This window comes from Streptomyces ochraceiscleroticus (genome assembly GCF_000720485.1).
Lineage (GTDB): Bacteria > Actinomycetota > Actinomycetes > Streptomycetales > Streptomycetaceae > Streptomyces > Streptomyces ochraceiscleroticus.
Genome location: NZ_JOAX01000008.1, coordinates 99,260 through 118,490, shown reverse-complemented (window position 1 = coordinate 118,490; position 19,231 = coordinate 99,260). Strand labels below are relative to the sequence as shown.

17 protein-coding genes and 1 pseudogene are annotated in these 19,231 nt (G+C 72.9%); 12 read left to right on the top strand and 6 right to left on the bottom strand.

The window, feature by feature from the left end; translation table 11 throughout:
• Nucleotides 1-16: 16 nt before the first annotated feature.
• On the top strand, nt 17-1,372 hold the full coding sequence (locus IG84_RS0112670; RefSeq protein WP_245659327.1) for an acyltransferase family protein: 1,356 nt from the start codon (nt 17-19) through the stop codon (nt 1,370-1,372).
• A 29-nt stretch (nt 1,373-1,401) separates the two neighbouring features.
• Here the strand turns inward: IG84_RS0112670 and IG84_RS0112665 are convergent, their stop codons facing one another.
• A complete protein-coding gene (locus IG84_RS0112665; RefSeq protein WP_031055126.1) occupies nt 1,402-1,866 on the bottom strand; it encodes a MerR family transcriptional regulator in 465 nt (154 codons plus the stop codon).
• A 113-nt stretch (nt 1,867-1,979) separates the two neighbouring features.
• Here IG84_RS0112665 and IG84_RS0112660 point away from each other — a divergent pair, with 113 nt between their 5' ends.
• Nucleotides 1,980-2,804 carry a serine hydrolase domain-containing protein gene (locus tag IG84_RS0112660; RefSeq protein ID WP_037800100.1) on the top strand — a complete coding sequence of 275 codons (825 nt, stop codon included), beginning with the start codon at nt 1,980-1,982 and terminating at the stop codon, nt 2,802-2,804.
• A 40-nt stretch (nt 2,805-2,844) separates the two neighbouring features.
• Here IG84_RS0112660 and IG84_RS0112655 read toward each other — a convergent pair whose 3' ends face one another.
• Nucleotides 2,845-3,537, bottom strand: a complete 693-nt coding sequence (locus IG84_RS0112655; RefSeq protein ID WP_382467342.1) for a pirin family protein — start codon at nt 3,535-3,537, stop codon at nt 2,845-2,847.
• Between the two features lie 168 nt (nt 3,538-3,705).
• Here IG84_RS0112655 and IG84_RS0112650 point away from each other — a divergent pair, with 168 nt between their 5' ends.
• From IG84_RS0112650 to IG84_RS0112630, 5 genes are all read left to right on the top strand, one after another.
• The gene (locus IG84_RS0112650) at nt 3,706-4,890 is read left to right on the top strand and encodes a PucR family transcriptional regulator (protein WP_030249149.1); all 1,185 of its coding nucleotides are present in this window, start codon (nt 3,706-3,708) and stop codon (nt 4,888-4,890) included.
• Nucleotides 4,891-4,979: 89 nt separating this feature from the next.
• On the top strand, nt 4,980-5,936 hold the full coding sequence (locus IG84_RS0112645) for an ACP S-malonyltransferase (protein ID WP_211266453.1): 957 nt from the start codon (nt 4,980-4,982) through the stop codon (nt 5,934-5,936).
• Between the two features lie 14 nt (nt 5,937-5,950).
• Nucleotides 5,951-6,997, top strand: coding sequence for a ketoacyl-ACP synthase III (locus tag IG84_RS0112640; protein ID WP_031055117.1), 1,047 nt, complete (start codon nt 5,951-5,953; stop codon nt 6,995-6,997).
• Between the two features lie 101 nt (nt 6,998-7,098).
• Nucleotides 7,099-7,347 (top strand): acyl carrier protein, encoded by a 249-nt coding sequence (locus IG84_RS0112635; RefSeq protein WP_016642582.1) that lies wholly within the window; start codon nt 7,099-7,101, stop codon nt 7,345-7,347.
• A 76-nt stretch (nt 7,348-7,423) separates the two neighbouring features.
• On the top strand, nt 7,424-8,704 hold the full coding sequence (locus tag IG84_RS0112630) for a beta-ketoacyl-[acyl-carrier-protein] synthase family protein (protein WP_031055111.1): 1,281 nt from the start codon (nt 7,424-7,426) through the stop codon (nt 8,702-8,704).
• A gap of 141 nt (nt 8,705-8,845) precedes the next feature.
• Here IG84_RS0112630 and IG84_RS0112625 read toward each other — a convergent pair whose 3' ends face one another.
• On the bottom strand, nt 8,846-9,721 hold the full coding sequence (locus tag IG84_RS0112625) for an NAD(P)-dependent oxidoreductase (RefSeq protein ID WP_031055109.1): 876 nt from the start codon (nt 9,719-9,721) through the stop codon (nt 8,846-8,848).
• A 63-nt stretch (nt 9,722-9,784) separates the two neighbouring features.
• A complete protein-coding gene (locus tag IG84_RS0112620) occupies nt 9,785-10,279 on the bottom strand; it encodes a DUF3145 domain-containing protein (protein WP_031055108.1) in 495 nt (164 codons plus the stop codon).
• A gap of 326 nt (nt 10,280-10,605) precedes the next feature.
• Between IG84_RS0112620 and IG84_RS0112615 the strand changes: the two genes are divergently transcribed.
• The 5 genes from IG84_RS0112615 (at nt 10,606) to IG84_RS0112595 (ending at nt 16,321) form a co-directional block, all read left to right on the top strand.
• Nucleotides 10,606-11,529 carry an SGNH/GDSL hydrolase family protein gene (locus IG84_RS0112615; RefSeq protein WP_031055107.1) on the top strand — a complete coding sequence of 308 codons (924 nt, stop codon included), beginning with the start codon at nt 10,606-10,608 and terminating at the stop codon, nt 11,527-11,529.
• A 42-nt stretch (nt 11,530-11,571) separates the two neighbouring features.
• Nucleotides 11,572-12,618 carry an aldose epimerase family protein gene (locus IG84_RS0112610; RefSeq protein ID WP_031055105.1) on the top strand — a complete coding sequence of 349 codons (1,047 nt, stop codon included), beginning with the start codon at nt 11,572-11,574 and terminating at the stop codon, nt 12,616-12,618.
• Nucleotides 12,619-12,736: 118 nt separating this feature from the next.
• Complete coding sequence (locus tag IG84_RS0112605; RefSeq protein ID WP_031055103.1) at nt 12,737-14,041, top strand: pyroglutamyl-peptidase I; 1,305 nt, start codon at nt 12,737-12,739, stop codon at nt 14,039-14,041.
• Between the two features lie 7 nt (nt 14,042-14,048).
• Nucleotides 14,049-15,413, top strand: a complete 1,365-nt coding sequence (locus IG84_RS39785; protein WP_078648791.1) for a nitrilase-related carbon-nitrogen hydrolase — start codon at nt 14,049-14,051, stop codon at nt 15,411-15,413.
• Entirely contained in the window at nt 15,410-16,321 is a 912-nt protein-coding gene (locus IG84_RS0112595) for an ornithine cyclodeaminase family protein (protein ID WP_031055097.1), read from the top strand. Before IG84_RS39785 ends, IG84_RS0112595 begins: the two co-directional genes overlap by 4 nt.
• 10 nt (nt 16,322-16,331) lie before the next feature.
• On the opposite strand, the gene IG84_RS0112590 is transcribed toward IG84_RS0112595, so the two are convergent.
• Nucleotides 16,332-17,264, bottom strand: a complete 933-nt coding sequence (locus tag IG84_RS0112590; protein WP_037800092.1) for a ribokinase — start codon at nt 17,262-17,264, stop codon at nt 16,332-16,334.
• 24 nt (nt 17,265-17,288) lie between these two features.
• Nucleotides 17,289-19,204: pseudogene (locus tag IG84_RS42195) on the bottom strand (ABC transporter permease/substrate-binding protein).
• Between the last annotated feature and the right edge of the window lie 27 nt (nt 19,205-19,231).

The window sequence follows — 19,231 nt, the reverse complement described above, 5'->3', positions numbered from 1 at the left end:
TTCCAAGGACACCGCCATGACTCTCGCGTTACCGAATCCCGGTGCCGGACCGAACCCCGGTGCCGGACCGGCCACCGGTGCCGCCGACAGCGGCCTCCGGACCGGACGGACCGACCGGACCGAGCAACACGGCCCGCTCCGCAGGGCCGTGGCCGCCATCGAGGCCCGCACCCCCGCCCACCGCGACCGCGGGATCGACGGGCTGCGGGCGCTCGCGCTGCTCGCCGTGCCGGCCGGGCACTGGCTGGCCGGCGGCTTCACACGGGACGCCGACGGCGCGCTGCACAACGCCAGCGCACTGTCCGCGCTCGGCTTCCTCGCGCCGGTGAGCTGGGTCCTCCAACTCCTGGGAATCTTCTTCCTCGTCGGCGGATACTCCTCGGTGCTGTCCTACCGGCGCGCGAGCGGGCGCGGGGAGTCCACCGCGCGCTGGCTGGGCGGCCGGCTGGCCCGCCTGGGCCGCCCGGCACTTGCCGTAACGGCCATCTGGGCGCTGCTGATCGGGGGGCTGTCCGCCGCCGGGGTGCCCGAGGCGACGCTGCGGACGGGGGCGACGCTGGTCGTACAGCCGTTGTGGTTCGTGGGCGTGTACGCCGGAGTCACGGCGCTCACTCCGTACTGCGTGCGCGCCGCGCGACGACTCGGGCCATGGGCGGCCGCACCGCTGTTCGCGGCCGTCGCGGTGGTCGACTTCCTGCGGTACGGCCCGTATGCCGCCGCCGTGCCGTCCTGGCTCGCGCTGCTCAACCTGCTCCCCGGCTGGCTGTTCGCGTACCAGCTCGGCGTCTGCTGGGGCGAGGGAGAAGCCCCCACGCCGTCCGGGCAGCGGCAGCGGGGAAGGCTCGGCCGGCGCGCCGCGTGGACGCTGCTGACCGGTGGCGCGGCCGTGTTCGCCGTCCTCCTCCTGGTCTTCCACTACCCCGCGAGCATGGTCGGCGTCCCGGGCGCCGCCCGGACGAACTCGCACCCGCCGTCGCTGCTGGTCCCGGCCCTGGCGGCGGCGCAGTGCGGAGCCGCCGTCCTGCTGCGGGACCGGATCGCCGCGCTGCTGCGCCGGCCGGCACTGTGGGCGCCGGTCGTGGTGGTCAACCTCTGCGCGATGACCGTCTTCTGCTGGCACCAGACCGCGATGCTGGCGGTGGCGGTGCCGTCGTCGTCCCTCGGCCCGGTACCCGGCCTGACCACGGCCCCCGACTCAACGGCCTGGCTGCTCACCCGCCTGGCCTGGCTCCCCCTCTTCGCCCTGACACTGGCCGCCCTCACCCTCCTCACCCGCCGCTTCGAGGCCCCCTGGGGCGCGAGCCGCACTCGGCTCGGCGCCGCCACGGCCCTCTCCGCGAGCTTCACCCTCTTTGCCCTGGGTGTGGGCTGAGCGGAGCCCTCCCCCGCTCAGCCACCGGCTCACTCCTCCGACCCCAGGCGGGCGTCGGCGTACAGGTTGATCTTGTAGTCGAGGACGTCCAGCGTGTCGCGCAGCTCGTTGATCCGCTGCCGGACGTCCTCGCGGTGTGCCGTGAGGAGCCGTTCCCGGGCGGCGAACGTCGCCGGGCCTTCGCGGACCAGTTCGGCGTACCGGACCATGTCGGCGACCGGCATGCCGGTCAGCCGCAGCTTGCTCACCAGGTCCAGCCAGTCCAGATCGCGGTTGCTGAAGCGGCGCTGTCCCGTGTGGGTACGGTCGACGTGCGGCATCAGGCCGATGCGCTCGTACCAGCGCAGGGTGTGCGCGCTGAGCCCGGTGAGGCCGACGACCTCGCTGATCGTGTACTGGTCCTGGCCGTCGGCGCGCCGTGGACCGGACCGCAGGCCGGCGCAGTTGCGCGGCTTCGCCGGTGCCGTGACCGGAGCGCTCTCCATGACCGTCATGCCGTCTCTCCCGTTCGCCGTTTCGCTCACGCCGCTGACAACGCTAGAGAGCTGGAGTGCACTCCAAGCAAGGGAAGACTTGGCTGAATCTTGAGGAAGTTACGCTGGGCGCCATGGAGAGCCTGCGGATGATCGAGAACTGGCCGGTGCCCACTGCTGCGGCGGTCGTCGTACGAGCCGACGGCACGGTGGCCGGTGCGCACGGGCCGCAGGAGCACCGCTTCGCACTGGCCTCCGTGACCAAGCCGCTGGCCGCGTACGCCGCGCTGCTCGCGGTGGAGGAGGGCGCGGTGGAGCTGGACGAGCCGGCGGGCCCGGACGGCGCCACGGTACGGCATCTGCTCGCGCACACGTCCGGGCTGGCGTTCGACGAGGACCGGGTGATGGCCGCGCCCGGTACGCGGCGGATCTACTCCAACGCCGGTTTCGAGGCGCTGGGCGAGCACCTCACGAAGGCCACGGACATCCCCTTCCCGCAGTACCTGAAGGAGGCCGTGCTCGATCCGCTGGGCATGACGGCGACCGAACTGGCGGTCGGCGGCTCACCGGCCAAGGACGGCGTGTCGACCGCCGCCGACCTGGCACGGTTCGGTGCTGAGCTGTTGGCGCCGCGGCTGCTGGCGCGCGAGACGCTGGACGCGGCGACCTCGGTGGTCTTCCCCGGGCTGTCGGGCGTGCTGCCGGGGTACGGCAACCAGAAGCCGAACGACTGGGGGCTGGGCTTCGAGATCCGGGACGGCAAGGCGCCGCACTGGACGGGTGCCGGGTCCTCGCCGCGTACGTTCGGGCACTTCGGGCAGGCCGGCACGTTCCTGTGGGTGGATCCGGACGCGGGCGCCGCCTGCGCCGCGCTCGCGGACCGCGCGTTCGGGCCGTGGGCGATCGAGGCGTGGCCGCCCTTCACGGACGCGGTACTGGCGGACCTGCGGGCGGCCTGAGACGGGCCCCGAGCCGCGGCGCGCAGGCCGCGCCCGGGCATCAGCCGTACGTGGGCTCCTCCGGCATCTCCCACATCAGGAGCTCCGCCGGGGACTCGGCGGTCAGCTCCAGCTCCTTGGCGTCGGTGACGCGCGCCGCGTCGCCCGCCTCCACCAGCGCCGGGCCGCCGTCGGTGAGCGCGTCGCCGAGGCGTACCGCGCCGCGTACGACATGGACGTAGATCCGCGCGCCGTCCGGTACGGCCGTGCGGTCGCCCGCCGCGAGCCGCCGGACGTGCAGCATCGCGTCGGCGCGCGGCACGGCGTACGGGGTGCCGTCGGCGATGCCGCGTACCACTTCGTAGTCCGGTTCGCCGCCGGAGGCGGTGGGGGCCAGCCACATCTGGACGAAACGCAGCGGCGCGTCGGAGTCGTTGCGCTCCACGTGCCGTACGCCGGCGGCGGAGCCGAGCCGCTGGACGTCGCCGGGCCGTACGAGCGTCTCGTGTCCGGTGCTGTCGCGGTGGGTCAGTTCGCCCTCGACGACCCAGGTGACGATCTCGGTGTTGCTGTGCGGGTGTTCGTCGAAGCCGGCCCCGGGGGCCAGCCGCTCCTCGTTGCACGCGATCAGCGCGCCGAAGCGGATGTTGCCGGGGTCGTAGTGCCGTCCGAAGGAGAAGGCGTGCCGGGTGTCGATGCCGGCGTCGGCGTCCCCGCCGCGGTACCGCTCGTCGCTTCTGCGTACCTGGATCACCCGTGTCCACCTCTCCTGATCCGCTCCGGCCCGCCCGGTCGGCGGCCGGCCGGGGGCCCGGCCCGCGGCGTCGCCGCCGACGTCCGCAGCGCCCCCGGGCAACACAGCATTCAGCCACCGTAGCCCCACCGCGCCATCACCCCGCCCCGATAAGGCAGGCTTGTGCCCGTGTCTGAACCCGCATCGCACGACGCCCACCCGCACTCCGCGACCCTGCGCCGCCTGGAGAAGTCCTCCGGCAAGCTCGCGGCCCATGCCATCGCCCGCATGGACGAGACACTGCCGTGGTACCGGGCGATGCCGCCGGAGAACCGGTCGTGGATCGGTCTGGTGGCGCAGGCGGGCATCGCGGCCTTCACCGAGTGGTTCCGGCATCCGGAGACCCCGCAGGCGATCTCCACGGACGTCTTCGGTACGGCGCCGCGCGAGCTGACCCGGGCGATCACGCTGCGGCAGACCGTGGAGATGGTCCGCACCACCATCGAGGTCATGGAGACGGCGATCGACGATGTCGCCGCTCCGGGTGACGAGTCGGTGCTGCGCGAGGCGCTGCTGGTGTACGCGCGGGAGATCGCCTTCGCGACCGCACAGGTCTACGCCCAGGCCGCGGAGGCCCGCGGCGCCTGGGACGCGCGGCTGGAGTCGCTGGTCGTCAACGCCGTGCTGTCCGGTGAGGCGGACGAGGGCGCGGTGTCCCGGGCCGCGGCGCTCGGCTGGAACTCCCCTGAGCATGTGGCGGTGGTGCTCGGTACGGCCCCGGACGGGGACAGCGAGCTGACCGTGGAGGCGATCCGGCGGGCCGCGCGGCACGCGAAGCTGCAGGTGCTGACGGGCGTGCTCGGGACCCGGCTGGTGGTGATCGCGGGGGGTTCGGACGAGCCGCTGAAGGCGGCGAAGGCGCTGATCGGGCCGTTCGCCGCAGGTCCCGTGGTGGCGGGCCCGGTGGTCTCGGACCTGCTGGCGGCGACGCGGTCGGCGCAGGCAGCGGCGGCGGGCCTGAAGGCGTGCGCGGCCTGGCCGGACGCGCCGCGGCCGGTACTGGCGGACGATCTGCTGCCGGAGCGCGCGATGGCCGGCGACCCGGCTGCCCGCGATCAGCTGGTGGAGGAGATCTACAGACCACTGGAGGAAGCAGGCAGTGCCCTCCTCGAAACGCTGAGCGTCTACCTGGAGCAGGCGAGCAGCCTGGAGGGGGCGGCGCGGATGCTCTTCGTCCACCCCAACACCGTGCGCTACCGGCTGCGACGTGTGACGGACGTCACCGGATGGTCGCCGTCCGATGTCCGCTCGGCGTTCACCTTGCGTATCGCCCTCATCCTGGGGCGTCTGGCCGACGGTGAGGCGCAGCCCTAAGCTTTTGTCGGACACCCACAATTACCCCGATGGTTCTTCGTCCCTGTCCCCACGGGCGGGCGGGACCTCCCACAAGAGAGAGTGTGAGAGTGCTCGTACTCGTCGCTCCCGGCCAAGGCGCTCAGACGCCCGGCTTCCTGACTCCCTGGCTCGACCTTCCCGGTGTCGAGGACCGGCTGCGTGCCTGGTCGGCCGCCATCGACCTCGACCTGGTCCACTACGGCACGAAGGCGGACGCGGAGGAGATCCGTGACACCGCCGTCGCCCAGCCGCTGCTGGTCGCCTCCGCGCTGATCTCCGCGCGGCAGCTCTTCGCCTCGCCGGAGGACTTCGCGTCGCTCGTCGGCGCCGCAGCCGGGCACAGCGTCGGTGAGCTCGCCGCCGCGGCGCTGACCGGTGTGCTGCCCGACGAGGCCGCCATGGGTCTCGTACGCAAGCGTGGTCTGGCCATGGCCGAGGCCGCGGCCGTCACCGAGACCGGCATGTCGGCCCTGCTGGGCGGCGAGCCGGAGACGGTCCTGCCGCACCTGGAGAAGCTCGGCCTGACCCCGGCGAACGTGAACGGCGCGGGCCAGATCGTGGCCGCCGGCACCGCCGAGCAGCTCGCGGCGCTCGCCGAGGACAAGCCGGAGGGCACCCGGCGGGTCGTCCCGCTGAAGGTGGCCGGCGCGTTCCACACGGTGCACATGGCCCCGGCGGTCGCCACGCTGGAGGCCGCGGTGGCCGAGCTGTCCCCCGCCGCCCCGCACACCCGGTACGTCTCGAACAAGGACGGCCAGGTCGTCACCGGCGGCCAGGAGGTCGTGCAGCGGCTGGTGGGCCAGGTGGCCAACCCGGTCCGCTGGGACCTGTGCATGGAGACGTTCAAGGAGCTGGGCGTCACCGCGATGATCGAGGCGGCTCCGGGCGGGACCCTGGTGGGCCTCGCCAAGCGTGCGCTGCCCGGTGTGAAGACTCTCGCGCTGAAGACCCCTGAGGACCTCGACGCGGCCCGCGAGCTGATCGCCGAGCACGCTTCTCCCGCTGCCGAGAACTCGGCCGGATAAGGAGACCGAAGAGCATGACCTCGAAGATCAAGCCCTCGCAGGGCGCCCCGTACGCGCGGATCATGGGCGTGGGCGGCTACCGCCCCGTCAATGTCGTGCCGAACGAGGAGATCCTCAAGTACATCGACTCGTCCGACGAATGGATCCGGTCGCGCTCGGGCATCTCCACGCGCCACTGGGCCGGTCCCGAGGAGACCGTCGCGGCGATGTCGGTGGAGGCCGCCGGCAAGGCGATCGCCGACGCCGGTATCACGCCGGAGCAGATCGGCGGCGTGATCGTCTCGACGGTTTCGCACTTCAAGCAGACCCCGGCGGTCGCGACGGAGATCGCGCACCGGATAGGGGCGGGCAAGCCGGCCGCGTTCGACATCTCGGCGGGCTGCGCGGGCTTCGGGTACGGCCTGACCCTGGCCAAGGGCATGGTCACCGAGGGCTCGGCGGAGTACGTGCTGGTCATCGGCGTGGAGCGGCTCTCGGACCTGACCGACCTGGAGGACCGCGCGACGGCCTTCCTCTTCGGTGACGGCGCCGGTGCCGTGGTCGTGGGCCCGTCGGACGAGCCGGCCATCGGCCCGACCGTCTGGGGCTCGGAGGGCGACAAGTCCGAGACCATCAAGCAGACCCTGAGCTGGGACGTCTACCGCCGCACTCCGGTGCCCGGCGGCAACGGCCCCGCCGACCGGCTCGCCCTGGACGAGATCCGCTACCCGGCGATCACCCAGGAGGGCCAGGCGGTCTTCCGCTGGGCGGTCTTCGAGATGGCCAAGGTCGCCCAGGAGGCCCTGGACGTGGCCGGGGTCAAGCCCGAGGATCTGGACGTCTTCATCCCGCATCAGGCCAACATGCGGATCATCGACTCGATGGTGAAGACGCTCAAGCTCCCCGAGTCCGTCACGGTCGCCCGTGACGTGGAGACCACCGGCAACACCTCGGCCGCCTCGATTCCGCTCGCGATGGAGCGGCTGCTGGCGACCGGTCAGGCCAAGAGCGGCGACACCGCGCTCGTCATCGGGTTCGGGGCGGGTCTCGTGTACGCCGCCACGGTCGTTACTCTCCCCTAGGCAAGATCTACGCAGCACCGACGTCCCCGGACGGTCCGGCGGCTGTACTGGAACTTCACCGCAACGCACAGTTTCACTCGAAAAACACCGAAGGAGCCATCATGGCCGCCACTCAGGAAGAGATCGTCGCCGGTCTCGCCGAGATCGTGAACGAGATCGCCGGGATCCCCGTTGAGGACGTCCAGCTGGACAAGTCCTTCACCGATGACCTGGACGTCGACTCGCTGTCCATGGTCGAGGTCGTCGTCGCCGCCGAGGAGCGCTTCGACGTCAAGATCCCCGACGACGACGTCAAGAACCTCAAGACGGTCGGCGACGCCACCAAGTACATCCTCGAGCACCAGGGCTGATCCAGCCCCGCATGTCGCCACCCCGCGGTGGCGCCGTCGATTCTCGACCCCTCTACCTGTGGAGACAAGAATTCCCGTGAACGCGACCAATCGCACCGTGGTCGTCACCGGTATCGGCGCAACCACACCGCTGGGTGGCGACTCCGCTTCGACCTGGGAAGGTCTGCTGGCGGGCCGCTCCGGCGTGCGGCCCCTGGACGACGAGCGCTTTGCCGATCTGCCCGTCCGGATGGCCGCCACCGCGGCCGTCGAGCCGGACCAGGTCCTGCCGCGCCCCGTCGCCCGCAAGCTCGACCGCTCCGCGCAGTTCGCGCTGATCGCCGCGCGTGAGGCGTGGGCCGACGCCGGTTACACCGGCCCGGCCGGCGAGGACACCGCCGAGGACGGCTCGGCCCTGATCGACCCGGACCGTCTGGGCACCGTGATCGCCTCTGGCATCGGCGGCGTGACCACCCTGCTCGACCAGTACGACGTGCTGAAGGAGAAGGGCGTACGCCGCGTCTCCCCGCACACCGTGCCGATGCTCATGCCCAACGGCCCGTCCGCCAACGTCGGCCTGGAGGTCGGCGCGCAGGCGGGCGTGCACACCCCCGTGAGCGCCTGCGCCTCCGGCGCCGAGGCCATCGGGTACGCCGTCGAGATGATCCGCACCGGCCGTGCCGACGTGGTCGTCGCGGGCGGCACCGAGGCGGCGATCCACCCGCTGCCCATCGTCGCCTTCGCGAACATGATGGCGATGTCGAAGAACAACGACGAGCCGGAGAAGGCGTCCCGCCCGTACGACACCGCCCGGGACGGCTTCGTCCTCGGTGAGGGCGCGGGCGTGGTGATCCTGGAGTCGGCGGAGCACGCGGCCAAGCGCGGCGCCAAGGTGTACTGCGAGGTGCTGGGCCAGGGCCTGTCCGCGGACAGCCACCACATCGCGCAGCCCGAGCCGACCGGCCGGGGCATCGCGGCGGCCGTCCAGAACCTGCTGGACGCCACCGACCTCAAGCCGGCCGAGCTGGTGCACCTCAACGCGCACGCCACGTCCACCCCGCAGGGTGACGTCGCCGAGATCAAGGCGCTGCGCCGGGTGCTGGGCGACGACGTGGACCACATCGCGATCTCCGGTACCAAGTCGATGACCGGCCACCTGCTGGGCGGCGCGGGCGGCATCGAGACCGTCGCGACGGTCCTCGCGCTGTACCACCGCCAGGCCCCGCCGACCATCAACGTCGAGAACCTCGACGACGAGGTCGACGCGGACATCGTCCGCGACGAGCCCCGGAAGCTCCCGGAGGGCACGATCGCGGCGATCAACAACTCGTTCGGCTTCGGCGGCCACAACGTGGTACTCGCCTTCCGCACGGCCTGACGCCTCTTTGCGCCTGAACCGGCGCCGCTCTCGCGGACCCCATGCCCGCCGCTTGGGTTCCTCAATTGATGGTTGCGGCCTTCGCCGGTGAAAAGGCCCGCCCGGACATCGTCCGGGCGGGCCTTTCGCATCCCCCGGCTGTCAGTGGTCGAAGCTCGCGAAGTACGACGCCACCATGTCCTCGTCTCCGTGCCCCTGCTCCGTCGCCCGGCGGAAGCGTTCCGCGCCCGCCGCCGTGACGTCCAGGCGGACACCGGCCGCCTTGCCGGCCTCCACGATGAGCCGGGCGTCCTTCTCCGCGGTGCGGGTCTGGAAGCTGGGAGCGAGGTCACCCTCCAGCAGGAGGCGGGTCTTGGCGCGCAGATAGCCCATGTCCAGCGGGCCGCCCTCGACGGCGTCCAGGAACTCCTGCGGGGCGACGCCGAGCCCCTTGGCGAGGGCCAGCGCCTCGGCGGCGCCGTGGGTGACGGTGAGCACCCAGCTGTTGATGACCAGCTTGAGGCGGGTGGCGGCGCCCTCGTCGCCGTTCTCGCCCACCCAGGCGGTCCGGCTGCCGATCGCCTCGAAGACGGGCGCGAGCAGCTCCCGCGCGGCGCCCGGCCCGGCCGCGAGGACCACGAGCTTCCCGGCCTCGGCGGGCTCCTTGGTGCCCAGCACGGGCGCGTCGACGAAGACCAGACCGTGCTCCCGCGCGAAGCCGGCGAGCTCGCCGAGCGCTTCGAGGCCGGCGGTGGTGGACTGCGCCCAGACCGTACCGGGGCGCAGCGCGGTCCCGGCGGCGCGCACCGCCTCCAGGGCGGCCGGGCCGTCGTGAAGCATCGTCAGGACGACGTCGGCGCCGTCCACGGCCTCCGCCGGGGTGTCCATGACGCGTGCGCCGTCCTCGGCGAGCGGCTCGGCCTTGGCGCGGGTGCGGTTCCACACCCGTACGTCCAGACCGGCCCCGGCGAGGTTCCGGGCCATCGCCGCGCCCATGATTCCCGTACCGAGCACTGCCACTGAGGTGTTGTCAGCCATGGGGGCACGCTAGGCGTTCGAGTGCACTCGAAGACAACGGCGCGCGGCGCGGCCCTGCGCCCGTCAGACGACCTGGTGCAGCCACCGCACAGGCGCGCCCTCGCCCGCGTACCGGAAGGGCTCCAACTCGTCGTCCCAGGGCTTTCCGAGGAGCCGGGCGACCTCTGCCGCCAGGTCGGTCTCGCCGCGCGCTGAGCGGGCCACCGCGGCCCGCAGCCGGTCCTCGGGGATCAGGATGTCACCGTGGATGCCCGTGACGGCGTGGAAGATGCCCAGGTCGGGCGTGGAGCTGTAGCGCTCGCCCTCGGCGGCCGCGCACGGCTCGGCGGTCACCTCGAAGCGCAGGAGGTGCCAGCCGCGCAGCGCGGAGGCGAGTTTGGAGGCGGTGCCGGACTCGCCCTGCCAGGAGAACTCCGCGCGCCAGGTGCCGGGCGAGGCGGGCTGGCGGATCCAGTCGAGATTGACGCGCACGCCGAGGACGCCCGCGACGGCCCATTCGACGTGCGGGCACAGCGCGCGCGGAGCGGAGTGGACGTACAGAACTCCACGTGTCGTCACCGGGACCTCCAGTACGGTTCGAGGTTCGCCTTCCCCAGCGGCCTCGTGCCCGTTCCGGTCGCGGCCGGGACAGCTGCTGACATTCTGCCCCAATGATCACTTCGGCACCAGCACGCAAGGTTACCTACAGTAAACACCATGGGGCTCAATTCGCCACAAAAGGGACAGGAAATGACGTGTTGTAATTTGTTCGTACGGGAGTGCGCTACTCCTCCAGGTCGCCGCCCGACGGCCACGGGGCAAAGCTATCGCGCTGTGACCGCGGAGGAGTGACGTACCGTCGCTCACGGAAGAGATATCACTCGCACGTCGGAGGGGGACAGGGGATGGCAAAGATCAACTGGGCCTCCGGACGCCCCCGCCGGCGGCCGGTCACGGTGCCCGCGGCGCTCGCCGCCGCCCTGCTCCTCGCCGTTCCGGCCTGCGGTTCCGGCGACAGCGGCGACAACTCCCCGGCCTCGCGCGGCCGCACGGAATCCGCCCGTCCGCACCCGTCACTCCCACCGGTTTGGGACACCCGTCCGGATTCCGTGGCCGCGCTGGGTGACTCGATAACGGCCGGCTTCGACGCCTGCGGACTGCTGGCCGACTGCTCCGCCGCCTCCTGGGCCACGGGCACGGATCCGGCCGTCCGCAGCCTGGCCGAACGCCTCGTGGCGCACCCCTCCGGACACGCCTGGAACTACGCCCGCACCGGAGCGCTCATGGACGATCTGCCCCGCCAGCTCGACCGAGCGATTCCGCACAAACCCCAACTTGTCACGATCCTGATCGGCGCCAACGACGCCTGCCGGAACAACGCCTCCGCCATGACACCGACGGCTGATTTCCGCGCCGGTTTCCGGACGTCCCTGAAGAAGCTGCGCCGGGCGCTGCCCCGAACGCAGGTCTACGTCGCCGCGGTGCCCGACCTGATGCGACTGTGGTCGCAGGGCCGCCGGAACCCGGTGGGCAAACAGGTGTGGAAGCTCGGGATCTGCCAGTCGATGCTCCACGACGCGGACAACGTCTCACGCGCCGCCAGTGACCGCAGGGAGGGCGTGCGGGACCGGGTGATGGCCTACAACACAGCGCTGCGCGAGGTGTGCGAGCAGGACCGCCGCTGCCGCTTCGACCAGGCGGTTTTCGACTACCGCTTCACCGGCCGGGAGTTGAGCGAGTGGGACTGGTTCCACCCGAGCAAGCGCGGCCAGCGGGAACTGGCCGAGATGGCCTACCGCACCGTCACCCGCCCCGAAGGCCGCGGCTGACCTCGCGCCGCCTCCGGGACGCGCGGGCATAGGCTCGCCCGCATGAGCGCGACCCACGTCGCCGAAGAGCCCTTCGGCACCTTGAAAAACGGCAGTATCGTCCACCGCTGGACACTCGAAGCAGGCGCAGTCCGGGTACGGATCCTGACGTACGGCGGCATCGTGCAGAGCGTCGAGACACCCGACCGGCACGGCACGCGCGGCGAGATCGTGCTCGGCTTCCCGGACGCGGCCGGGTACGAGGCGCACGGCGAGTCGTACTTCGGGGCGCTGGTCGGCCGGTACGCGGGCCGTATCGGGGGCGCAGCGTTCACCCTCGAAGGGCGGCGGTACGCGCTGCCCGCCAATGAGGGCCCGAACTGCCTGCACGGTGGCGTCGCGAACTTCTCCACGGCCCTGTGGGACGCCGCACCGTGCCCAGGAGGGGTGGAGCTGCGGCGCACCAGTAGGGACGGCGAGGAGGGCTTCCCCGGGGCGCTGGACGTCCGCGTCCGGTACACGCTCTCCGCCTCCGGGGAGCTGGCCTGCGACTACCTCGCCACCACGGACGCACCGACCGTCCTGAACCTCACCAACCACTCGTACTTCGACCTCAGCGGCGACGGCAGCGGCAGCGCGGAGACGCACCGGCTGCGGTTGGCGGCCGATCACTACCTCCCGGTCGACGCGACCGGCATCCCGGCCGGCGCCCCGGCCCCGGTCGCCGGCACCCGCTTCGACTTCCGGGCGCGCCGGACGGTCGGCCGCGGGTACGACCACACCTTCGTGATCGGTGACGGCTCCGGGACGATCGGCGACCCCGAGGACCGGGCCCCGGCACCGCGCCCGGTGGCCGAGCTGAGCGACCCCGCCTCCGGGCGCGTCCTGCGCCTGTCGACCACCGAACCGGGCGTACAGCTCTACACGGCCGAGCACTTGGACGGCTCGCTGACGGGCAGCACGGGCCGCCCCCTCCTGGCGGGCGGCGGAATCGCCCTGGAGACCCAGCACTTCCCCGACTCCCCCAACCGCCCGGACTTCCCCGGCACGGTGCTGCGGCCGGGCGAGGCGTTCCGGTCGCGGACGGTGTACGGGTTCGGGACGGAGTAGGGAGCGGGGGGGCGGCCTACGGACTGTTGCCGGGTGGCCGGCACCGGGCTGTTGCCGGGCGCCGGCCCCGGTGGCTGCCCTCTACCGTCGCAGAGGTCCCTCCCGCTTTACTCGCCACATGAGACGCATACGTACCAGGCTCCTGGCTCTCGGCACTGCGCTGACGGCCGCGCTCCCCCTGGCCCTGACCGCTCCGGCGGCCGCCCGCGACCGGGCGGCGGACGCGGACCGTTCCCCGGTCGCCGTGGAGGAGCAGCGGCTGTCGCTGGCCGCGCCGCGGGAGATCCTGCGCCGCAGCGGTTTCGACGAGATCGGGCCGGAGTTCGCCCGGCGACTGGCCGCGACGCACTCCGAGGAAGCGGCGAAACGGTACGTCGAACGGGCCGGGCGTGCCCTGTGGGAGCGGGCCGTGGGCCGGGTCCAGGGGCGCGGCCCGGCGGGCGGCGATCTCAGCCGGGACGACGACCGCCCGCTGTACTGGGCGCGACTGGAGATGACCCGGGCGCTGCGGGAGTGGCAGCCGTCCTTCGGGTTGTCCGAGGAGCGGCGCGCGGCGCTGGCCGGGGCGCTGGAACGCGCGTCCCGGGGCGAGGACTCGATCGACCTCCCTCCGGGGCGGGGCGTCACGCGCGTCCTGGTGACGGGCTTCGACCCGTTCCAACTGGACGCCGATCCGCGCCGCAGCAACCCGTCGGGCGCGTCGGCGCTCGCACTGGACGGGACGACGCTGCGCACCTCTTCGGGGCGGGCCGTACGGATCGAGACGGCGGTCTTCCCGGTCCGCTGGTCGGACTTCGCCGCGGGAACCGTGGAACACACCCTGCTGCCGCACTTCCGTCCGGGGCCGCGCCAGGTAGACCTCTTCACCACCGTGAGCCAGGGCCGCCCCGGCCGCTTCGACGTGGAGCGCACCAACGGGGCCTGGCGCGGCGGCTACCCGGACAACGCCCGGGAGTCCCGCACGGAGACGGTGCCCATCCCGGACGGCGTGCCGACGGTACGGCCGCAGCCTCAGTGGACGCACACGACGCTGCCCTACAGGGCGCTCACGGGCGATGCGACCGGCCCGTACCCGGTGCACGACAACACGGAGGTCACCGAGGTCCCGGCGGGCGGCACCGAGCCGGTGAAACGCCCGAACGGCCCGACCCCGGGCTCCACGGCCCGCGCGGGCGGTGGCGGCGACTACCTCTCCAACGAGATCGCCTACCGCGCGACGCTGCTGCGCGACGCGGTGGCCCCGTCCCTGCCAGGCGGCCATCTCCACACGCCGGTACTGGATTTCGGCCCGGGCAACACCGACCCAAAATCCGGCACGGTCACCGACCCGGTCTTCGTCCGCAACCGGCTGGCCATCGTCGGACAGCTGCGGGAGCTGCTGCGGACGGCGGTCGAGGCCGGTTGTCAGTGGCCGGGTGCATGATGGGCAAATGATCGTCGCAGCAGCGCAGTTCGTACCCGTTCCGCTGGCCGCCGAGGCCAACGCGGCGCGGATGGCAGGGCTGGTCCGGGAGGCCGGGGACCGCGGTGCCGGCCTCGTCGTCTTCGCCGAACTGGCCCTGACGGGGTACGAGCTGGACGCGATAGCCGCCGCGCCGGGGCGGTATGCGTACGTCGCGGACGACCCGGTCCTCGCGCCGGTCGCGGCCGCCTGCCGGGCGACCGGCACCGCGGCGGTGGTCAACTGCCCGGCGCCCGCGGCAGGCGGCGGACTGAGCCTCACGTCGTACGTCTACGGCCCGGACGGCGCCCTGCTGACCCGTTACGACAAGCGGCATCTGTTCGGCCCGGAGAAGGCGGTCTTCACGCCGGGCCGGACGGACGGCAGGTGCACGCTCGGCGGCCTCCGTATCGCCCTGGCCACGTGCTACGACACCGCGCACCCGGAGGTGTGGGAGCGGGCCTCGGCGGACGGCTGCGGCATCTTCCTGGCGAGCGCGTTCCACAGCGATCCGGATCGGGTGGCGTCGGGGTACGCCAAGGGCGCCAGGGAGTACGGCCTGCATGTGGTGCTGGCCAACGGCCTGGGCCCCGGCAGCGCGGGCACCGCCTGCGGGCTGAGCGGCGCGTGGTCGCCGGAAGCGGGCCGGATCGCCGGCGCGGGCGACACGGCCGGGCTCGCCCTCGCCGACCTGCGGGAGCGGATCACGCTGATGTCGGACCCGGCGGTGGCGGCCGTGCCCGTCGTGGAGTGCGGCGAGCCGCTGCTCGACGTACGGACTGCGGCGCCGGAGCTGCTGGTCTCGGAGATCCGCGAGGACCCGGTGGGTGCCTTCGCGTATCTGCGGGAGGGCCTGGTGGAGCGGCTGCTTCGCGCCCAGGAGGCGCTGCCCGACGGTCTTCGGCTGCAGTTGGCGGAGGGGTACCGCCCGCCGGCCCTGCAGCGCCGGTACTTCGAGGAGTATGCCGACGAGCTGCGGGCCGCGCATCCGGAGTGGCCGCCCGCGCGGATACGGGACGCCGCCAGCCAGTATGTGTCGCCGCCGGAGATCGCCCCGCACAGCGCGGGCGGCGCGGTGGACCTGCTGCTCGTCACGGCCGGCGGCGCGGAGATGGACATGGGCTCACCTCTCAACGCCGGCCCGGAGGAGAGCGCCGGTGCCTGCTTCACGCACGCGCCGGGGCTGAGCGCCGAGGCCCGCGCCAACCGCCGCGTCCTGAGCACGGCCCTCGCCCGCGCGGGCCTGGTCAACTACCCCACGGAGTGGTGGCACTGGTCGTACGGCGACCGGTACTGGGCACTGATGACCGGCGCGGAGCACTGCCTGTACGGCCGGAAGGAGCTGAGCGCATGACGCGGCACGCGGCGCCCCTGCTGATCGGGGACGAGGAGGTGCGGGCGCGGCTGGACGCCGGGACGGCCGTGGCGGCGGTTCGCCGGGCGTTGCTCGCCCATCATCGTGAGGAGCTGTCCGCGCCGGCCCGGCTGGCCGCACCGCTGGGGGATCGCGATCTCGTGTTCACGGCGGGTGCCGACGCCGGGGGCGCCCGGCACGGCTTCCGGGCCTATGACACCCGCGGCGGCGAGCAGTTGGTCGCGGTCTGGGACAGCGCGCGGGGAGCGCTGCTCGCCGTGGTGCACGGTCAGGAGCTGGGGCCGCGGCGGACGGGCGCGATCGGCGCGGTGGCGGTGGACGCGCTGGCCCGGCCGGACGCCGCCCGGCTGGGGATCATCGGCGCGGGCACCCAGGCGCGGGCCCAGTTGTGGGCGCTGGCGCAGGTACGGAAGCCGAGCGAGGTGACGGTCTTCGCGCGCCGCCCGGAGCGGGTGCGGGCGTTCACGGAGCGGGTGCGCGAGGAGCTGGGCATCGAGGCGGTGGCGGCCCCGACGGCCGAGGCGGCGGTGCGCGGCCAGGACATCGTGATCACCGCGACCTCCAGCCGCTCGCCCGTGCTGGAGGCCGACTGGATCGCGCCCGGCACACACATATCGGTCCTCGGCGCCAAGGACCGCGCGGCGCACGAGATCCCGCCGGAGCTGATCGGCCGCGCCGACGTGCTCGTGACGGACTCCCGTGCGCAGACCGCGGCGTACGGCCCGGACCACCTGATCGACCCGGCCGCCGCGGCCGAGCTCGGCGCCGTGCTGGCGGGGGACGCGCCGGGCCGCACCTCCGCCGGCCAGATCACTTTCTTCTCATCGGTGGGCCTGGCCGGTACGGAGGTGGCGGTGGCGGCCGAGCTTGCCGCGAAGCGGCCCTGAACGGGCGGGCTCAGCCTGCCGGGAGTTCGTCCGGCGTCGGGTAGGAGGGCTGGGCGCCAGGCTTGGTGACGGCGGCGGCGCCGACGCGTACGGCGTAGCGCGCGGCCGTGGCCAGGGTCTCGCCGCGGGCGAGGCGGGTGGCGAGGGCGCCGGTGAAGGCGTCGCCCGCGCCCGTGGTGTCCACGGCCGTGACCTTCACGCCCGGTACGGCCGCGTCCCCGTCCGCGTCCAGGACGTACGCGCCGTCGCCGCCGAGGGTGATGACGACCGACCGCGCGCCCAGGTCGCGCAGCGCGCGGGCCCACTCCGCCGGGCCGCCGTCCGCCGCGCCGGAGATCCGGCGTGCCTCGTGCTCGTTGACCACCAGCGGGTCGGCGGCGGCGAGCAGTTCGGGGGCAAGGCCCTCGGGGGCCGGGGAGGGGTTGAGGACGACCCGGGTGCCGGCCTCGCGCGCCGCGGCGGCCGCGGCCTCCACGGACTCCATCGGGATCTCGAGCTGGAGGGAGAGCACGGCGGCGCCCGCGATCACTTCACGGGCCGCGGCGACGTCCTTCGGGGTGAGCGCCGCGTTGGCGCCGGGCGAGACGACGATGCTGTTGTCGCCGTCCGTGCCGACGATGATCATCGCGGTGCCGGTGCGGGCCTCCGGGTCGGCGATGACGTGCCGTACGTCGGTACCGGCCGCGCGCTGGGCGTTCAGCAGCAGCTCGCCGTACGCGTCCCCGCCGATCCGCGCCAGCAGTGCGACCCGGCCGCCGAGCCGGGCAGCGGCGGCGGCCTGGTTGGCCCCCTTGCCGCCCGCCGACTCGACCAGGTCCGTACCGAGCACGGTCTCGCCCGCGTCCGGCCGCCGGTCCACCCGGACCGTCAGGTCGGCATTGGCCGAGCCCACCACCAGCACGTCGTAGTCGTAGTCGTTCGCGTCCACGTCCGCCGTATCCATTCGTCGTTACTGCCGCGACCGGGGTCAGTCCCCGAATCGCGCTGCGTTCTTCTTCGTCACGAGCACCACCGGCACCTTGATCTGCTTCGGCAGCGGCTTGTGCTGCGACGCCTTGAGCGCCCAGTCCACGGCCTGCTTGCCGAGCAGCTCGGGCTGCTGGGCGACGGTCGCCGTCAGGGTGCCACCGCGTACGGCCTTGATGCCGTCCGGCGTGCCGTCGAAGGCGACCACCTTCACCGACCTCCCCGACCGGGCGCCGAGCGCCTTGGAAGCGCCCAGTGCCATCTCGTCGTTGGCGGCGAAGACCCCGTCGATGTCCCGGTGCGCCTGGAGCATATTGGACATCACGTCCATGCCCTTGGTCCGGTCGAAGTCGGCGGGCTGCCGCGCGACGACCTGGATACCGGGGTACTTCTTGATCCCCTCCTCGAAGCCCTGGCCGCGCTCGCGCGCCGCCGAGGTGCCCGGCTGGCCTTCGAGGAACGCCACCTTGCCCTTGCCGCCGAGCGATTCGGCGAGCGTCTTCGCGGCGAGGCGGCCGCCCGCGACGTTGTCGGAGGCGATGGTCGAGCCGACCTTCCCGCCGTTGACGCCACGGTCGATGGCGATGACGGGGACGTCCGCCCGGTTGGCGACGCCGACGGCCGGTACGGCGGCATCGGAGTCGACCGGGTTGATGATCGCCGCCTTGACGTTCTGGCTGGTGAACGTCTCCATCTGATTGATCTGCTGGGTGGGGTCATTCTGCGCGTCGGTGATGTTGATCTTCAGCCCGCGCGCCTCCGCCTCGGCCTGCGCGCCCTCCTTGATGCCCACGAAGAACGGGTTGTTCATGGTGGACAGGGCGAGGCCCAGGTCGGTGTTCCCGCCACGGTCGCAGCCACTGAGGGCGACGGCGGCCAGTACGGCTCCCACCACTCCGAGCGCTCCCGTGCGCCGGCTCATCGCAACTCCCCTCACGGCGCGCCCCCTCATCGCGCGCTCCGCCGCCGCAGCGTGTCCAGCAGGACCGCGAGGGCGATGACCAGGCCGGTGGCCACCTGCTGCCAGAACGCGGAGACGCTCAGCAGGTTCAGGCCGTTGCGCAGCACCGCGAGGATCAGCGCGCCGATGAGCGTGCCGGACGCCTTGCCGGAGCCGCCGGAGAGGCTGGCGCCGCCGATGACGACGGCCGCGATGGCGTCCAGTTCGTAACCGGTGGCGGCCTGCGGCTGGGCGGAGGTGAGCCGGGCCGCGAGGACGATGCCCGCGACGGCGGCGAACAGCCCGGACAGCGCGTAGATGACGAGCTTGCGGCGCTTGACGTGGATGCCGGAGAGCCGCGCCGCCTCTTCGTTGCCGCCGATGGCGAACATCGCGCGGCCGGTGTAGGTACGGGCCAGTATCAGTGCCGCGATCAGCCCCATCACGATCATGACGAGGACGGGCACCGGCAGCCAGCCGCCGAGCGTGTCACCGAGCTTGCTGATCGAGGCGGGGAACGCGATCGGCGAGCCGCCGGATATCACCAGCGCGAGGCCGCGGCCGACGGAGAGCATCGCGAGCGTGGCGATGAAGGCGGGCAGCTTGCCGTACGCGACGAGCGCGCCGGAGAGCAGGCCCGCGGCCGCGCCGACCGCCAGGCCGAGCAGTACGGCGACGACGACCGGCAGGCCCTCGTTCGAGGCCGCCCAGGCGACGACCGTCGCCGAGAGGGCCGCGACCGAGCCGACGGAAAGGTCGATGCCGGCCGAGACGATCACGAAGGTGACGCCGAAGGCCAGGATCGCGGTGACCGACGCCTGTACGCCGACGTTGAGGAGGTTCTGCCCGTTCAGGAAGTCCCTGGACAGCACCGCCATCACCACGACCAGCGCGATCAGGCCGCCCAGCGGCCCGTTCCGCAGCACCGCGCGGGAGAACCACGGCCCGAAGCCGTCCCGGTCCGGTGCCTCACCCACCGCCTCGGCGGCGGCTCCCGTCTTCAC

Excerpts from the sequence above, each read along its gene's own strand:
- IG84_RS0112595 (WP_031055097.1), top strand. The coding sequence starts at position 15,410 with ATGACGCGGCACGCGGCGCCCCTGCTGATCGGGGACGAGGAGGTGCGG.
- IG84_RS0112665 (WP_031055126.1), bottom strand. The coding sequence starts at position 1,866 with ATGACGGTCATGGAGAGCGCTCCGGTCACGGCACCGGCGAAGCCGCGC.
- IG84_RS0112635 (WP_016642582.1), top strand. The coding sequence starts at position 7,099 with ATGGCCGCCACTCAGGAAGAGATCGTCGCCGGTCTCGCCGAGATCGTG.
- IG84_RS0112605 (WP_031055103.1), top strand. The coding sequence starts at position 12,737 with ATGAGACGCATACGTACCAGGCTCCTGGCTCTCGGCACTGCGCTGACG.
- IG84_RS0112660 (WP_037800100.1), top strand. The coding sequence starts at position 1,980 with ATGGAGAGCCTGCGGATGATCGAGAACTGGCCGGTGCCCACTGCTGCG.
- IG84_RS39785 (WP_078648791.1), top strand. The coding sequence starts at position 14,049 with ATGATCGTCGCAGCAGCGCAGTTCGTACCCGTTCCGCTGGCCGCCGAG.
- IG84_RS0112590 (WP_037800092.1), bottom strand. The coding sequence starts at position 17,264 with ATGGATACGGCGGACGTGGACGCGAACGACTACGACTACGACGTGCTG.
- IG84_RS0112640 (WP_031055117.1), top strand. The coding sequence starts at position 5,951 with ATGACCTCGAAGATCAAGCCCTCGCAGGGCGCCCCGTACGCGCGGATC.
- IG84_RS0112670 (WP_245659327.1), top strand. The coding sequence starts at position 17 with ATGACTCTCGCGTTACCGAATCCCGGTGCCGGACCGAACCCCGGTGCC.
- IG84_RS0112625 (WP_031055109.1), bottom strand. The coding sequence starts at position 9,721 with ATGGCTGACAACACCTCAGTGGCAGTGCTCGGTACGGGAATCATGGGC.
- IG84_RS0112610 (WP_031055105.1), top strand. The coding sequence starts at position 11,572 with ATGAGCGCGACCCACGTCGCCGAAGAGCCCTTCGGCACCTTGAAAAAC.
- IG84_RS0112615 (WP_031055107.1), top strand. The coding sequence starts at position 10,606 with ATGGCAAAGATCAACTGGGCCTCCGGACGCCCCCGCCGGCGGCCGGTC.